The following is a 13,497-nucleotide window of genomic DNA, read 5'->3' on the forward strand; positions in this document are numbered from 1 at the left end:
CTGCAGGAATACTGCCCGTAAGAGCAGGTCAGATTATAGTTGACATTATCAACCATTTTCATGTAGTTGATTAAGTCAACCAAATAGAGATTGCGCCGACGCCCCATAAGCGCCCCACGCTTTGCCGACGCGATACCAGGGCGAAATGCCGTGCCGATCCAAGGCCTCCTCGCGCACCAAACGAAAAGAGACTGCCCCATGCCGATCCCTCATATTCGCCGTCTTAAGATATCACCTGAAGTGCATCCGGATGGATTGCCGGGGCCGCGGCACATTTATGCGGCACTCGCCCTTCTGATCACGATCATGATGGCGGTGCTCGATGGGACGATCATGAATGTCGCCCTGCCCGCCATTGCCCATGATCAGGGTGCAACACCGGCACACGCGATCTGGGTGATCACGGCCTATCAGTTGGCCATCGTGGTGGCCCTTCTGCCGTTTTCCGCCCTTGGCGAGGCCATCGGGTTTCGCAAGGTTTATCTGACGGGCGTTGCCCTGTTCGGGATTGCGTCCGCCCTTTGCGCAGCATCACCAAGCATTGAACTTCTGACCGCCGCACGCGTGCTGCAGGGCCTGGGGGCAGCGGCGATCATGAGCATCAATGCCGCCATTATGCGCCATGTCTTCCCGCATGCTAAACTGGGACAGGCGATTGGCTGGATCGCGATGACGGTGTCGGTATCGGCTGCTGCCGGGCCAACCATTGCGTCGGCGATCATGGCGGTTGCCAGCTGGCACTGGCTGTTTTTGATCAATCTGCCGATGTCGGTTCTGGCGATTGCGATTGGCTATTTCAGCCTGCCGTTCAATGCGCCAAGCCGGGCGCGGTTTGATTTCATCAGTGCGTTTTTAAACGTCCTGACCTTTGGCGGGCTGGTTGCGGCCCTTGGCAATATGGGCATTGATAGCAACCCGATCCTGATCGGCGCGCAATTTGCCATCTCGTTTGTTGCCGGTGTCTTTCTGGTGCGTCGCCAATTGTTGCGTTCGCGCCCGATGCTGCCGCTGGATCTTTTGAAAATTCCGGTCTTTGCCTGCTCTATCGGGTCCTCGGTGACCGGTTTTTGTGCGCAGATGATTGCGTTCGTCACCCTGCCGTTCTATTTCCACGATGTGTTGGGACATAGTGCGACAATGACGGGCCTTTTGATGACGCCATGGCCGGTGGCCACAGCGATCATTGCCCCGATTGCCGGGCGGTTGGCCGACAAATTCTCGCCGATCCGTCTGACCGGAATTGGCATGGGCGTGTTTGCCATCGGGCTTTATGGCACGACGCTGGCGGCTGATGCTGGTGGTCTGGTGCCAATCATTGCTGCGCTTGCGCTTTGCGGGGCCGGGTTTGGTCTGTTTCAGGCGCCCAATAACCGCCTGATGCTGACCAGCGCGCCGCGCGAACGGTCCGGCGGGGCCAGCGGGCTTTTGTCCACCGCGCGCCTGACCGGTCAGTCGGTCGGGGCGGCCTTTGCCGCCATCCTGATTGGCACCGGGGTCGGATTTGACCTTGCGACCATCATGATTGTCGCAAGCGGCTCGGCGGTTGTGTCTGCCATCATATGCGAAGGACGCCGCCATGCCCTTCGTTCCGGCTTGATTGCCAGCCCGGCTGGCCTGTGAGAAAGAAACGATTGCCATGACCGAAGAAGATCAGGTCCACGTCCCGGGTGAAACCCTGCATCGGTTGATACACGCCTATAAACGCAGACTGATGCATGCCATGCAGGCTGCAAGCATGCCGATGCCAATCTCGCACAAGCGGGTGATGAAATGGATTGTCCGTATTCCCGGCATCACCGCCCAGCAAATGGCGGAAAAATCCGGCCAGGACAAAGGCCGGATCACGCGGCTTTTAAAAGACCTTGAAAATGACGGGCTGATTGAACGCCGCCCGCACCCGGAAGATCGACGTAGCCAAACCCTGCATTTGACGGCCGCAGGCAGTGCTAGAATGGAAGATTTCCGCGCTGTTGAACAAGAAGTCAGATCACGCATGACCAGCGGCCTTACGCCACAGCAGATCCATGATTTTGTCGAGATCGCCAATCTGATGTCCGACAATCTGGAAACCCACAAATGCAAGAAACTGGACTTCGCGGGCAACGACCCCGAGGACCAAGGAGTGAAGAAATGAGCAAGCCTTCCCCACGCGATCTGACCGTGATCAGAAAGGGGTATGTCACCCCCAATATGCTGCGCGTTACCCTTGGCGGTGACGGCATGAAGGACTTCCCCGAAGATCAGGAAAGCGCCTATGTCAAACTGATCTTCCCGATTGAAGGCGATGAAAAGGACCGCGTCCTGCGCCGGACCTATACCGTGCGTTATGACCGCATGACCGATCAGGGTCGCGAGATCGATATCGATTTCGTCATGCATGGCGACGGTAATGAAGATGGCGGGGATAACCACGATCATGGTGGCCCGGCGTCGAACTGGGCGGTCAATTGCAAGCCCGGTGATATGATCACCATCGGCGGCCCCGGCCCCAAGAAACTGGTCGATCCGAGTGCTGACTGGTTCCTGATTGTCGGTGATATGACGGCCCTGCCCGCCGTATCGGTCAATCTGGAAATCCTACCCGATGACGCGCGCGGCTATGCCGTGATCGAAGTCCGGTCGGAAGCCGACATGCAGGATTTGAAAAAGCCCGACAATGTCACGATTGAATGGGTGATCAACCCACGCCCGGGCGAACAGAACACGGTTCTGAGCGACGTCGTCAAACGCCTGCCCTGGCAGGATAATGGCAGGCTTTCGGTGTGGGCCGCGTGTGAGTTTACCTCGATGCGTGCGTTGCGCAGCTACTTCCGCGAGGAACGCGGCCTTGGCAAGGATGATCTTTATATCTCAAGCTACTGGAAGCTTGGCATGAATGAAGACAACCACAAGGTCATCAAGTCCGAGGATGCCAAAACGGCAGCCTGATCGGCACGCACCACAATCGAACAAACAATTCGGGCCCGTTTGCGTTTGACGATAGATCGAGCTGATCAGGCATATTGCGCATGCAGGCGCGCCATGCGTCTGCGCGCGAAAAAGCCGGCATGCTGGGTTGTCTGAACCATTTCGGGGTGCAGTTTCCCGTCCTCGTCACAGACAAACGCCCGGCTGGCACCGATCACACCCTTTTCCGAGCTATAGACTGCAACCACGATGATTTCGATGCGGCACTTGCCTTCGCCGACTGCTTTATCAGTATCAGTACCTGTGTCCTTATCGCTGACGCGGGCCTGATGCGTGATCCGCCGCATCAGGTTTTGCAGCGCGCCCAGTTCGATGCATCTTCCGGATTTAAGCGGGCCCTGCACCGTGAGTTCCTCAAGACGCGCGGCGCGGGCCGATTTACTGCCCTGATCGGTCTGGAAGTCCACTTCCGGATCACTATCTGTGACCTGCTCACACACCTGATGCGTTTCATCGCCAATACAGACAAGCACCTTGTCGATATGAATGGCTTCCTGGCTCATATTGCTGATCAGAAAGCGCGCCTTGTCCGAATTGCCAAGCATCTGGTTGATGACGATTTTCGGACGTCTGACGCGGCGATAGCTTTGAAACAGCAATTGCGCATAGAAAATCCAGACCATCAATGTTGCGATGCTTACGCCAACCTGAAGCACGGTTGCGTGTTGTTCAATCCATGAACCCATGGGTTACCCCTGAAAAAATGCGGCTTCGCATGCCTTGTGCACGTTCTCTTCAACGCACTGCGGGCACACTTGTTTCCAGGTCCGCGGTTCACACCGCCCCACCAAAATGCAAAACGCCCCGGCCATTTCAGGCACGGGGCGTTTCAAATTCGATCCGTTGAGATCAGATCACAGATCGCAAATCATTTTGCCGGCGGCAGGTCTTCTTCAAGGATGACAAGGTTCAGCGAGTAGCTGACTTCACCTTCATCCTCGTCGCGGTGCACGACACCGACGAACTCATCGCCAACGCGCATTTCAACCGGAAGATGCTTTTTCTTGGGTACATCAACGGCGATTTTTGGATTGTCGAATGTGCGACGCAGGTAATCTTCGACGCGTGCGATCTCTGTCGGTGTCATAGGACTTGCCCCTTGTTCTTTCCAACGGCTGTTATCTTCAGGATCACAGGATATCGCATGCACGCTTTTGCGTCTGCCCTCTTTCCTGTGCCCTTTTGTTAAATCTGGTGCACTGTCCTTCCACAAACCGGGCAGTGAAATCAAGCCCAACCCGCCAAAAAAGTCGTAAAATCTGCCATTTTTTACGCACAACCCGTCAATGATCGGGATGTCTGTGCAACCCGGTTGTCCCGAGATTGTCTATTGCATTGCCCGCATGCACCGTTTAAGCCGAATATATGTCCGAGACAGACCTTATGACCAAGACCGCACCACAAACCGCCGAGACAGCCGACCTTCCGCCTGCGAAGGTCACAACAGACGCGGCTTCGCAATCCCGCCCGGTTCTTTACAGTTTTCGTCGCTGCCCCTACGCCATGCGCGCCCGTATTGCGCTGCTGGCTGCTGGCATTGATGTTGAACTGCGTGAAGTTGTCTTGCGCGATAAACCGCGAAGCATGATCGAGGCATCGCCAAAGGCAACCGTGCCGGTCATGATCCTGCCTGATGGTTCGGTGATTGATGAAAGTCTTGAAATCATGGTCTGGGCACTGGCGGAAAATGATCCGCTTGAATGGCTGACACCGGAAAGCGGTACGCTTGACGATATGCTGGCCCTGATTGCCCAGAATGATGGACCGTTCAAACATCACCTCGACCGTTACAAGTATTTCAATCGATACGAGGACGCCGACCCGGACGAACATCGTCGGGATGCGGAAAAAATCCTGAACCGTCTTGATGGGCGGCTTGCGGTTGGCAAATACCTGTTCGGATCACGGCCGGCCCTGGCGGATTTCGCCATCGCGCCCTTCATCCGCCAGTTTGCCAATACCGACAAGGAAGCCTTTGACGCCATGCCGTTCGTGCATTTACAACGCTGGCTGGATGACTTCCTGGCATCTAGCTTCTTTGAGCAAGCCATGACCAAATATGATCAGTGGCACGAAGGCGACACACCGGTAATTTTCAAGGCAGCGTAAGTTTCCTTCGATCAGGTCTTTAAACCACAGCTCCGCATATTATCTGTGAGCCGCGAAAACACTTTTGCGTGCAATCGCGCCGTGCGGCTTCGCGGGCGGCGCGATTTCGGGGCCCCGGACATACGGGTTTATACTTCTGTAAGTATTCAAAGGCTGGTCATTGCGACCTGCTTATGCTAGCAAGCGAGACACCACCCCATAACGCTTCAGGACCGGAATTTATGGCCGACTATGATGTCAAGCCGCTGATCACGGCGGACGAAATTGCCACCAAAATCGATGCGCTTGCCGCCGAGATCAATGAAAGCTTCAAGGACACTGAAAAGCTGATTGTTGTCGGCCTGCTGCGCGGGTCTTTTGTTTTCATCGCCGATCTGGTGCGCAAACTGACCGTTCCGGTCGAAGTCGATTTCATGGTCGCATCAAGCTATGGCGATTCCACTGAAAGCTCGCGCAATGTGCGCATCGTCAAGGACCTTGATGGTCAGATCCGTGGCAAGGACGTCGTGCTGGTCGAAGACATCATTGATACCGGCTATACGCTTTCGGAAGTGGTCCGTCTTCTGAAAACCCGCGATCCAAACCGTCTGGAAATCTGCACGCTTTTGAACAAGCCGTCGCGCCGCGAAGTTGAAATCCCGATTGATTTCTGCGGCTTTGATATTCCCGATGAATTCGTTGTCGGATATGGCATCGACTATGCCCAGAACAACCGCAACCTGCCCTTTATCGGCACGGTTCATTTCCACGGCGAATAAGCCGCTCGAAAACAGAATAGAAAAATGGCGGGACGCTTTTGCTATCCCGCCATTTTTGTTTCTTGATCGTGTTCTGGCTGCTCGGTCTCCATCCGCCCTTTTGGCGGATCGAACACACCTAGCGCACCCAGATCGGTAATCATCTGATCAAAGCCCGATTGCATGCGCGGCTTGTTGCCCTGCCCGGTCGCGTAGCCGGTCATGGCCGAATGCACCAGCAGATCAAACAGCATGTCATCTTCTGACTTGCGGGCCTGGGCTGCCTGCTCCTCGGGGGTCACTTGATCCACCGCATCGCCCGGATCACGTTGCAGCATGATGGCAAGGGCCACCAGCCCCAACGTCACCATCGTGCTGCCGATGGCCATTGCGGCTGCAATCGGCCCGAAGGACGCGGCAAGCGCCATATAGATCGCAGCCAACAGGAAACCCGCCCCGATCAACATCACGATCGCGATCGCAGCAAAAGCCGCGCCCTTGCGGGCGGCGGCCTTTGCCTGATCGGCAAGTATATCTGTCAGCTGGTCGATCATTTCTGCAGCAGACGGCCAACAAGCAGGCCGACACCAAAGGTCACGGCAACAGATGCCAGCGGGTTCTCGCGAACCTGATCCACGGCCACACCGCGTGCATGGTCAATCTGCTCGCGCGCCTGACCGGATACTTCGCGAATGCGTTCTGCCGCAGCCTGGGTTCTGGTCTGCGCTGCTTCACCACCCATGGTTTTCAGGGTTTTGGTGATTTCGGCCAAATCGCTGCGAAGCGCATCGACATCAGCCTGAAGTTTTGCAGTATCAGCAGTCGTCTCGGTCTTGGTCGCCATGGTTTTCTCCTATTGTCTTGAAAACAGCAACACACAGGAAACGTGCTGACATGGCTATTGGTTCCCGCACCAAATGTGATGATTTCGGGGCATGACCTGAAAACAGTTCGGATAAACACGCAAAAAGAAACGGCCCGCGTGGGTTGCGGGCCGTCTCATGCCTGTCGGAACTCTGGGCGGATATGGAGAGCGGGACTTCTCCTTCGGGGGTGGGTATCCCCGTAACGCCGGTTAGAGCGCGTTGCATTCAATCTGCACCATTTTGCCGGAGGTAGCCTTCTGTCGCACAAGGAAAGATCCGCAGAGCGTAGCGGGGCTACGGTCAAGGATCTTGACGCGGTGGGGCGGAAGGCTGTCCCGGCCCGAAGGGTTTGATTTTGGCGACGTTTCGCGGCGTTGCACCGCTTGACCGATGCGCCGCATCGCTCTGCACGCTGTGCCTTGCCAAACGGTTCGCCAAAAACAAACAAAATGATACAAATTGAGCGCGACGCGCTCTAGTAAGGCAAACCGACGTAATTTTCCGACAGGGTTTTCAAACCTGCTTTTGACGACAGGATATATTCAAGTTCTGCATCGCGAATGCGGCCATCAAATTCCTTCTGGTCACCAAAGATGTGCAGCATGGAGGTCATCCACCACGAGAACCGCTCTGCCTTCCAGACACGGGCGAGCGCCGTATCGGAATAGCTTGCCAGCAGGTCATCACGGTTGGATTTGAATTTCGCAATCAGGGCTTCGGACAGGTAGTGCACGTCACTGGCGGCAAGGTTAAGCCCCTTTGCCCCGGTCGGCGGCACGATATGCGCGGCATCACCCGCCAGGAACAGGCGGCCATGCTGCATCGGTTCAGCCACAAAGCTTCTCAGCGGCGCGATGCTTTTTTCAAACACTTCGCCTTCATTGACCAGTTCGGCGTCTTCTTCGCCAAGGCGGGTGCGCAATTCGTTCCAGAAGCGATCATCAGACCAGTCTTCGATCTTGTCCGTGCTCGGCACCTGAACATAATGACGCACGACCTTGTCTGAGCGCATCGAACACAGGGCAAAGCCACGATCATGCTTGGCATAGATCAGCTCATCGGCAACCGGTTTTGCATGGGCCAGAACACCCAGCCAGCCGAACGGATAGACCTTTTCAAATTCCTGCACACCCGGCAGGGTCTTGCGCCCGACACCATGGAAACCGTCACAGGCCGCGATATAATCACACGTCAGTTCAAGCGCATTGCCATCCTTGACATATCGAACACTTGGCGTGTCGCCGTTAATGTCATGCAGACTGACATCTTCAGCTTCGAAAATGATTTCGCCACCGTGGTCAAGCCGCGCCTGGATCAGGTCCTTTGTGACCTCAGTCTGACCATAGATCATCACGGTCGATCCACCGGTCAGCTCTTCCATGTTCACATGGGTGCGCTTGCCATTGACGCTTATATAGATACCGCCATGAATGATGCCTTCCTTGTTCATGCGGGCATCAACACCCACACGTTTCATCAGGTTGACTGCCCCCATTTCAAGCACGCCCGCACGAATGCGGCCTTCGACATAGTCGCGGCTTTTGCGTTCAAGGATAACGGAATCGATCCCCTGCACATGCAGAAGATGCGACAGCAGCAGACCGGCCGGGCCTGAACCGATGATTACGACTGGGACATGCATGACGATTTCCTCACAAGATCACGGTTTTTGATTCTGTTTTTGAATTGGAACAAGAACCGTTCTATTGCGGAAACAATACGCCTGTTAACGCATGTACAGAATGGACAAACCGGGATAATGATTGGACAAATCGAACATGTATTTCGTCTTGGTTATAGCTCCGAACCGATATGGATTTATCGGTTGCATCTCAAAGATAGATTCGTTTCACCTGATCTCAATCCACATCTCGCGCTTTGACAATTGCATCTTGCAAGATTTGTCGTTCATCGGGATGAATTGACCACAAGTCGCGCATGTCCTGCCCCTCTTTCGAAGCCATGAACGCATCAAAGGCCTTTCTCAGCTTCTGTCCATCTGGATGCTGGCGGGAAAAAAGGATAAATAGGTTACTGGTCGGTACAATGCCTGTTGTCGCGTAGGCCTTTGCAATATCGACACCCAGCGTCTCGGTTAGATCAAACCATCCGGGTTCTTCGTCTTCGAAAAGAATATCTGCGCGATCCGCATTGAGGAAACGCCAGGCAGACTCAGGATTGGCAACAACATCGACACCGATACCAAGTTTTTCGAACTCTTGCTTGTGCCAATAACTGGCAACCACAACAGGACGCAACCCCAGATCGGCAACGTCACCAAAATCATTGATTTCCAATCCATCTGGGAAACGGGACCGTTTATAAAAGCCCTTGTGCCTTGAAGAGGCCACCGGGAATGCAGGAATATGAAATTCTACACTTCTCTGGGATGTTTGCCACCACGGAAAGGTCGCGACATACTCTCCACGGCGTGTCAATTCCATAGCACGTGGCCATGACAGAAACTCGAACCTCACGTTCAATCCCATGGCGCTGAAAATCTTGGTAATGCGCCCCGAAATCGTGCCGAAATCCGGGCGGCTTTCTGTTACCAGCGGAGGCCATTCGGCAACAGCAAAACGCACTTCGATACCGGAGCCGAAAGCTCTTGATGCGTCTGGTTGCGCAAACGAAGACTTGACGGTTAAACAAATGACCGCAATCGACATCAAACTGACAGCGGATCGCAAAAAATATGCTGTCTGTTTTGTTCCCATCGTCCTTTGGTCTCCAGCAAGGTTAAAAGAATGACACTTTAATGCACCGAAAACAGGACTGTGTGATACAGCCAGAAATAGCAACCACTCCAAAGTTTGCTACAAAACCAATAAAAGTCCAAACTTGTACCGGGGACTTGGCAGAATTTCTTGCGTATCCCTCAATCTTTCTGAGAGATTAAAAAATTCATCCCGCGACCTGTCGATCCTTTGGCAGCACTATGCTAAGTTGTTTCTTTCGGCTCTGCACAATGACCGGAAAGTCCTTAAAACCGCGACAGAACGGGAAAATGCCTCAAAGCCGCGCCATCGCCATTTTCACAGATCTTGACGGCACATTGCTTGATCATGACACCTATAGCTGGACGGATGCGCGCCCCGCACTGGATCGGCTGAAACAGCTTTCCATCCCCCTGATCGCGGTATCTTCAAAAACACTCGCCGAACTGGAACATATCAATCAGACATCCGGTCTGTTTGACGGACTTATCGGCGAAAATGGCGGTATCGTCGCACTGGGGGGCAATGTTGAACAATATGGCCCGGCGACTGAAACGGTTGATCGCACGCGCGAAGAAATCAAATCCGCCGTGACGGTGCCAGTCGACAGTTTCCGCACCGTCAGCCCCGAAGTGATTGCCGCCGAAACCGGCTTGCCACTTGAAGATGCCATTCGCGCGGGCCAGCGCCATTGTTCGGACCCGCTGATCTGGCAGCCCGCCGCAAAAGACATCGCAGTTGCCCGCAAGATCGCCGAAAAGCATGATTTGACGCTGGTCAAAGGTGGACGGTTCCATACTTTGTGCGGCCCATCAAGCAAGGGACAAGCCATGCGGCGCATGGTCGAACGCCTGAGCGTCACCTGGCTTGAAGATGCGTCTGAAAACAAACGCCAGCAACGCTTTACGACGATTGCGCTCGGAGATTCCCCGAACGATATCCCCATGCTGGCCGAGGCAGACTATGCCGTTCAAATTCCGTCAAAGCATGGCAAACGCAATATGCCGTTGCTTGACCATCCAAACCTGCGCGTGGCACCAAAACCGGGACCGGCGGGATGGAACGAAACGGTTAACGACATTCTGGATCAGATAATAGGTCCTGACCCTAATACCAATAAAAACAGCGAGGTACTTCATGGCTGATTTCCATCAGGGTGGCCCGATTACAACCCTTCATCGCATTCTTGACCGAAACCCGGAAGAACTCGCCTATGAAATGAGCGCCTTTGCCCGCCAACGGCGCCAGACCCTTATTCTGCCCTGCCTGTATTCGGAACTTGAAACCCCGGCCATGACGACGATTGTCGAGGGCCTCAAACAGGCAACCTATATTGATCAGATTGTCGTCGGGCTTGATCGCGCCGATGCGCAGCAATACCTTCATGCCCGCGAATTTTTCAAGGACCTGCCGCAGCATGTTCGCATCCTGTGGAATGACGGCCCACGCCTGCGCAGTGTTCATGATCGTCTCGATGAAAACAACCTCGCCCGCTATGAACCTGGCAAAGGCCGCAATGTCTGGTATTGCCTTGGCTATACGCTGGCGTCTGGCCGCAGTTCGGTCATTGGTATTCATGATTGCGACATCGCGACCTATACCCCGGACCTTCCGGCCAAGCTGATGTATCCGATCGCCAACCCGGCGTTTAACTTTGCCTTTGCCAAGGGCTATTATGCACGCGTTGCCAATGGCACGCTCAAGGGTCGTGTTTGCCGCCTGTTTGTGACGCCGTTGATCCGCGCGCTCAAACAGGTCGTCGGCAAGACCGATTTCCTCAATTACCTTGATTGTTTCCGCTATGCGCTGTCCGGCGAAATGGCGATCCGCACCGATGTTGCCTATGGCCTGCGTGTGGCGTCCGACTGGGGGCTTGAGGTTTCGATGCTTTCGGAAATGTATCGCAATCACACAGTCCATCGTCTGGCCCAGGTTGATATTGCCGATATCTATGACCACAAGCACCGCGAATTCGATCCGGCGCAAAAGGATGACGGCCTGTCACGCATGGCAAGTGACATTGCCAAATCCCTGTTCCGTAAACTCGCAACCCAGGGCACTGTCTTTACCCCGGAAACCTTCCGTACGCTCAAGGCAACCTATTACCGCGTCGCACTGGATCTGATTGAACAATATCGCGCCGATGCCCTGTTTAACGGGCTGAAGATCAATCGCGACGAAGAAGAAAACTGTGTCGAGGTTCTCTCGGAAGTGATCATCAGTGCTGGTCAGCACTATCTGGAAAACCCGCTCGAAAGCCCGTTCATTCCGAGCTGGCAGCGCGTTGAAAGTGCCATGGGTGATATCTTTGAACAGCTTTCAAGTGCTGTCGAAGACGACCTCAATGACATGGAAATCGGCAAGCAATAAGCGCCCGACTTTTAAGGTACCTATTCGTCGATCGGGAATATCGCAAGGAAGACCTGAAGCACGTCTTCCTTGCCCGGCTTTTGCAGCAAAACCGGCAACAGTAAGCGGATCGCGCTCTGCCAGTCCTTCTGGAACACCTGCAAATGATGAAGCTGTGGCTCGCCCGTCATGCGCACCATCGTCATGGCCGCATGCAGGCTGGTTGAAAAATGGCTGTCGACCTCGCAGGCAAAGGCGCCGCGCCAGTCCTCCCCGGTCAGGGCCACGATATTTTCGCCCTCAAGACGTATCTGAAAATCGTCTTTTTCCGGAACGTATTCATAGATCGAAATATCTTCGATCCAGGGGCCCAGATTGCCCGGGCGAAAGTCACCACGTGTCGGCAATTGCCGCTTTGATGCATGCTTATGCCAGAAGGCCAGCAAATCATGGGCTTTCGCAGGCGCCGTTTCGTCCAATGTGTCTTGCGGGATTTCTTTTTCCTGAACAGTACTTGGAAGCAACATGTCTTGATCCCCCGTCACATCGCATGCATCGCCACGCAGGCAAAGCGTGCACCAAGGATCTGATAGACAGGTGCCTGAAAATGATCCGATGTCTGGGCCGGCAGCAGGATACGGATCCAGTATTGCCGTTCCCCGTTCGGTCCATCGACGCTGATATGGTGGAACGTGGGGCGTTTGATCTCCAACGTTTTGCGCAGCGCTGGCATCAGGCAGGTGCCGTATTTCAGATCAATGGCGCGCGGCGTCGTACCCTGAAAGCTCTCACCACTGGCTTCAACGATTGACGGCGCTGACAAGCGCACCAGAAAATCATCCTTTTCGGGTTGATACTCATAGATGCTGATATGATCCCGCCAACGGCCGAGACGCTCAGCCGTCAGGACTGAGCGTGACGGCACTTCATTCGCGTCACAGCCGCCCAGTGCTTCATACCAGGCATCAACAAGGGCACGGATATTTCCGTCAATCCCGTCAGGCAAGCTGGCCAATTCAATATCGGACGCATCAAACATCGGTTATCACACCCCCAAAAATCTCCCCAATATTCACGTGGGGACAGACTGGTGCGAAACAAGCTCTGTGGCTTAATTACAAGCGCATTACCCGCGATACAGAAAATGGGTAACAAAAACCTGCTTGATCACCTTCCCGGACCGATCCGTGGTCTGGACGGGCAACATGATGCGTAGCCATTCTTCCCAAACCGCACGCTCATACCCGACACGCTGAAAGGCCGGCTTTCCGGTATCGATGACTTCAAGAAGTGTCGGATAAACGGTTGTCCCGAAATCAAGATCAATCTGGCGCGGTGAACAGCCCGTGTAACACTCACCACTGGCCTCAATGATGTTAGGCGCATCAATGCGAATGACGAAATCACGGCTTTCCGGCAGATATTCATAAATGCAGATATCGTCGCGCCATTGCGACAAAACGTCTGCATTCAATCGCTTGCGCTCAGGCAATTGCCCATTGCGGGCCGCATCCCACCAAGTTTCTACATATGCCCGAACACGGTGGTCGGTATCATCGGGCAAGTGTGGAATCCGAACTTCCTGCGCATAAGCCATTGCGCGTCATGCCCCTGATCTCTTCAACTCTATACCACCGTATACAAGGAAAATTCGCCGTTACGCAACAGCGTATCAGCACTTCATTGTCCCTTCACAATTGAATAATTGTAAGCAGCACTGTAGCCAGCTGAACGGGGTGAACCCTAGCCTTG

16 protein-coding genes are annotated in these 13,497 nt (G+C 54.4%); 7 read left to right on the forward strand and 9 right to left on the reverse strand.

What is annotated here, in order from left to right:
* Positions 1 to 198 precede the first annotated feature (198 nt).
* Genes UF64_RS01665 through UF64_RS01675 form a run of 3 tightly spaced genes read left to right on the forward strand, consistent with a single transcriptional unit; the run spans position 199 to position 2,928 of the window.
* On the forward strand, positions 199 to 1,620 hold the full coding sequence (locus UF64_RS01665) for an MFS transporter (RefSeq protein ID WP_052657404.1): 1,422 nt from the start codon (positions 199 to 201) through the stop codon (positions 1,618 to 1,620).
* A gap of 16 nt (positions 1,621 to 1,636) precedes the next feature.
* Positions 1,637 to 2,134, forward strand: coding sequence for a MarR family winged helix-turn-helix transcriptional regulator (locus UF64_RS01670; RefSeq protein WP_044826864.1), 498 nt, complete (start codon positions 1,637 to 1,639; stop codon positions 2,132 to 2,134).
* Positions 2,131 to 2,928, forward strand: coding sequence for a siderophore-interacting protein (locus tag UF64_RS01675; protein WP_044826865.1), 798 nt, complete (start codon positions 2,131 to 2,133; stop codon positions 2,926 to 2,928). Before UF64_RS01670 ends, UF64_RS01675 begins: the two co-directional genes overlap by 4 nt.
* Before the next feature lie 65 nt (positions 2,929 to 2,993).
* Here the strand turns inward: UF64_RS01675 and UF64_RS01680 are convergent, their stop codons facing one another.
* Both UF64_RS01680 and UF64_RS01685 read right to left on the reverse strand, forming a co-directional pair.
* Positions 2,994 to 3,653 (reverse strand): hypothetical protein, encoded by a 660-nt coding sequence (locus UF64_RS01680; RefSeq protein ID WP_044826866.1) that lies wholly within the window; start codon positions 3,651 to 3,653, stop codon positions 2,994 to 2,996.
* Between the two features lie 182 nt (positions 3,654 to 3,835).
* A complete protein-coding gene (locus UF64_RS01685) occupies positions 3,836 to 4,054 on the reverse strand; it encodes a DUF3126 family protein (protein ID WP_044826867.1) in 219 nt (72 codons plus the stop codon).
* 296 nt (positions 4,055 to 4,350) lie between these two features.
* Between UF64_RS01685 and UF64_RS01690 the strand changes: the two genes are divergently transcribed.
* On the forward strand, positions 4,351 to 5,076 hold the full coding sequence (locus UF64_RS01690; protein WP_235284928.1) for a glutathione S-transferase: 726 nt from the start codon (positions 4,351 to 4,353) through the stop codon (positions 5,074 to 5,076).
* Positions 5,077 to 5,297: 221 nt separating this feature from the next.
* Positions 5,298 to 5,834 (forward strand): hypoxanthine phosphoribosyltransferase, encoded by a 537-nt coding sequence (gene hpt, locus UF64_RS01695; RefSeq protein WP_008891923.1) that lies wholly within the window; start codon positions 5,298 to 5,300, stop codon positions 5,832 to 5,834.
* 41 nt (positions 5,835 to 5,875) lie between these two features.
* On the opposite strand, the gene UF64_RS01700 is transcribed toward hpt, so the two are convergent.
* From UF64_RS01700 to UF64_RS20080, 4 genes are all read right to left on the reverse strand, one after another.
* Positions 5,876 to 6,367 (reverse strand): phage holin family protein, encoded by a 492-nt coding sequence (locus UF64_RS01700; protein ID WP_044826868.1) that lies wholly within the window; start codon positions 6,365 to 6,367, stop codon positions 5,876 to 5,878.
* Positions 6,364 to 6,657, reverse strand: coding sequence for a YqjD family protein (locus UF64_RS01705; protein WP_044826869.1), 294 nt, complete (start codon positions 6,655 to 6,657; stop codon positions 6,364 to 6,366). Before UF64_RS01705 ends, UF64_RS01700 begins: the two co-directional genes overlap by 4 nt.
* A 497-nt stretch (positions 6,658 to 7,154) precedes the next feature.
* Positions 7,155 to 8,321 carry a 4-hydroxybenzoate 3-monooxygenase gene (gene pobA, locus UF64_RS01710; protein ID WP_044826870.1) on the reverse strand — a complete coding sequence of 389 codons (1,167 nt, stop codon included), beginning with the start codon at positions 8,319 to 8,321 and terminating at the stop codon, positions 7,155 to 7,157.
* 217 nt (positions 8,322 to 8,538) lie between these two features.
* Complete coding sequence (locus UF64_RS20080; RefSeq protein ID WP_152630575.1) at positions 8,539 to 9,396, reverse strand: hypothetical protein; 858 nt, start codon at positions 9,394 to 9,396, stop codon at positions 8,539 to 8,541.
* 290 nt (positions 9,397 to 9,686) lie between these two features.
* On the opposite strand from UF64_RS20080, the gene UF64_RS01720 reads away from it, so the two are divergent.
* Complete coding sequence (locus UF64_RS01720; protein ID WP_044826872.1) at positions 9,687 to 10,541, forward strand: mannosyl-3-phosphoglycerate phosphatase; 855 nt, start codon at positions 9,687 to 9,689, stop codon at positions 10,539 to 10,541.
* Entirely contained in the window at positions 10,534 to 11,766 is a 1,233-nt protein-coding gene (locus UF64_RS01725; protein ID WP_044826873.1) for a glycosyl transferase, read from the forward strand. Before UF64_RS01720 ends, UF64_RS01725 begins: the two co-directional genes overlap by 8 nt.
* 20 nt (positions 11,767 to 11,786) lie before the next feature.
* Here the strand turns inward: UF64_RS01725 and UF64_RS01730 are convergent, their stop codons facing one another.
* The 3 genes from UF64_RS01730 to UF64_RS01740 all read right to left on the reverse strand — a co-directional run bounded on the left by UF64_RS01730 (position 11,787) and on the right by UF64_RS01740 (position 13,342).
* Positions 11,787 to 12,272: a PAS domain-containing protein gene (locus UF64_RS01730; RefSeq protein ID WP_044826874.1), complete on the reverse strand. Its 486-nt coding sequence runs from the start codon at positions 12,270 to 12,272 to the stop codon at positions 11,787 to 11,789.
* A gap of 14 nt (positions 12,273 to 12,286) precedes the next feature.
* Entirely contained in the window at positions 12,287 to 12,784 is a 498-nt protein-coding gene (locus UF64_RS01735; RefSeq protein WP_052657405.1) for a hypothetical protein, read from the reverse strand.
* An 87-nt stretch (positions 12,785 to 12,871) separates the two neighbouring features.
* Entirely contained in the window at positions 12,872 to 13,342 is a 471-nt protein-coding gene (locus UF64_RS01740; protein ID WP_044826875.1) for a hypothetical protein, read from the reverse strand.
* Between the last annotated feature and the right edge of the window lie 155 nt (positions 13,343 to 13,497).

Origin of the sequence: Thalassospira sp. HJ (genome assembly GCF_000948415.1) — a bacterium.
Lineage (GTDB): Bacteria > Pseudomonadota > Alphaproteobacteria > Rhodospirillales > Thalassospiraceae > Thalassospira.

Bases quoted from the DNA above. Each gene is read 5' to 3' on its own strand.
- UF64_RS01665 (WP_052657404.1), top strand. From the start codon at position 199: ATGCCGATCCCTCATATTCGCCGTCTTAAGATATCACCTGAAGTGCAT.
- UF64_RS01670 (WP_044826864.1), top strand. From the start codon at position 1,637: ATGACCGAAGAAGATCAGGTCCACGTCCCGGGTGAAACCCTGCATCGG.
- UF64_RS01675 (WP_044826865.1), top strand. From the start codon at position 2,131: ATGAGCAAGCCTTCCCCACGCGATCTGACCGTGATCAGAAAGGGGTAT.
- UF64_RS01680 (WP_044826866.1), bottom strand. From the start codon at position 3,653: ATGGGTTCATGGATTGAACAACACGCAACCGTGCTTCAGGTTGGCGTA.
- UF64_RS01685 (WP_044826867.1), bottom strand. From the start codon at position 4,054: ATGACACCGACAGAGATCGCACGCGTCGAAGATTACCTGCGTCGCACA.
- UF64_RS01690 (WP_235284928.1), top strand. From the start codon at position 4,351: ATGACCAAGACCGCACCACAAACCGCCGAGACAGCCGACCTTCCGCCT.
- hpt (WP_008891923.1), top strand. From the start codon at position 5,298: ATGGCCGACTATGATGTCAAGCCGCTGATCACGGCGGACGAAATTGCC.
- UF64_RS01700 (WP_044826868.1), bottom strand. From the start codon at position 6,367: ATGATCGACCAGCTGACAGATATACTTGCCGATCAGGCAAAGGCCGCC.
- UF64_RS01705 (WP_044826869.1), bottom strand. From the start codon at position 6,657: ATGGCGACCAAGACCGAGACGACTGCTGATACTGCAAAACTTCAGGCT.
- pobA (WP_044826870.1), bottom strand. From the start codon at position 8,321: ATGCATGTCCCAGTCGTAATCATCGGTTCAGGCCCGGCCGGTCTGCTG.
- UF64_RS20080 (WP_152630575.1), bottom strand. From the start codon at position 9,396: ATGGGAACAAAACAGACAGCATATTTTTTGCGATCCGCTGTCAGTTTG.
- UF64_RS01720 (WP_044826872.1), top strand. From the start codon at position 9,687: ATGCCTCAAAGCCGCGCCATCGCCATTTTCACAGATCTTGACGGCACA.
- UF64_RS01725 (WP_044826873.1), top strand. From the start codon at position 10,534: ATGGCTGATTTCCATCAGGGTGGCCCGATTACAACCCTTCATCGCATT.
- UF64_RS01730 (WP_044826874.1), bottom strand. From the start codon at position 12,272: ATGTTGCTTCCAAGTACTGTTCAGGAAAAAGAAATCCCGCAAGACACA.
- UF64_RS01735 (WP_052657405.1), bottom strand. From the start codon at position 12,784: ATGTTTGATGCGTCCGATATTGAATTGGCCAGCTTGCCTGACGGGATT.
- UF64_RS01740 (WP_044826875.1), bottom strand. From the start codon at position 13,342: ATGGCTTATGCGCAGGAAGTTCGGATTCCACACTTGCCCGATGATACC.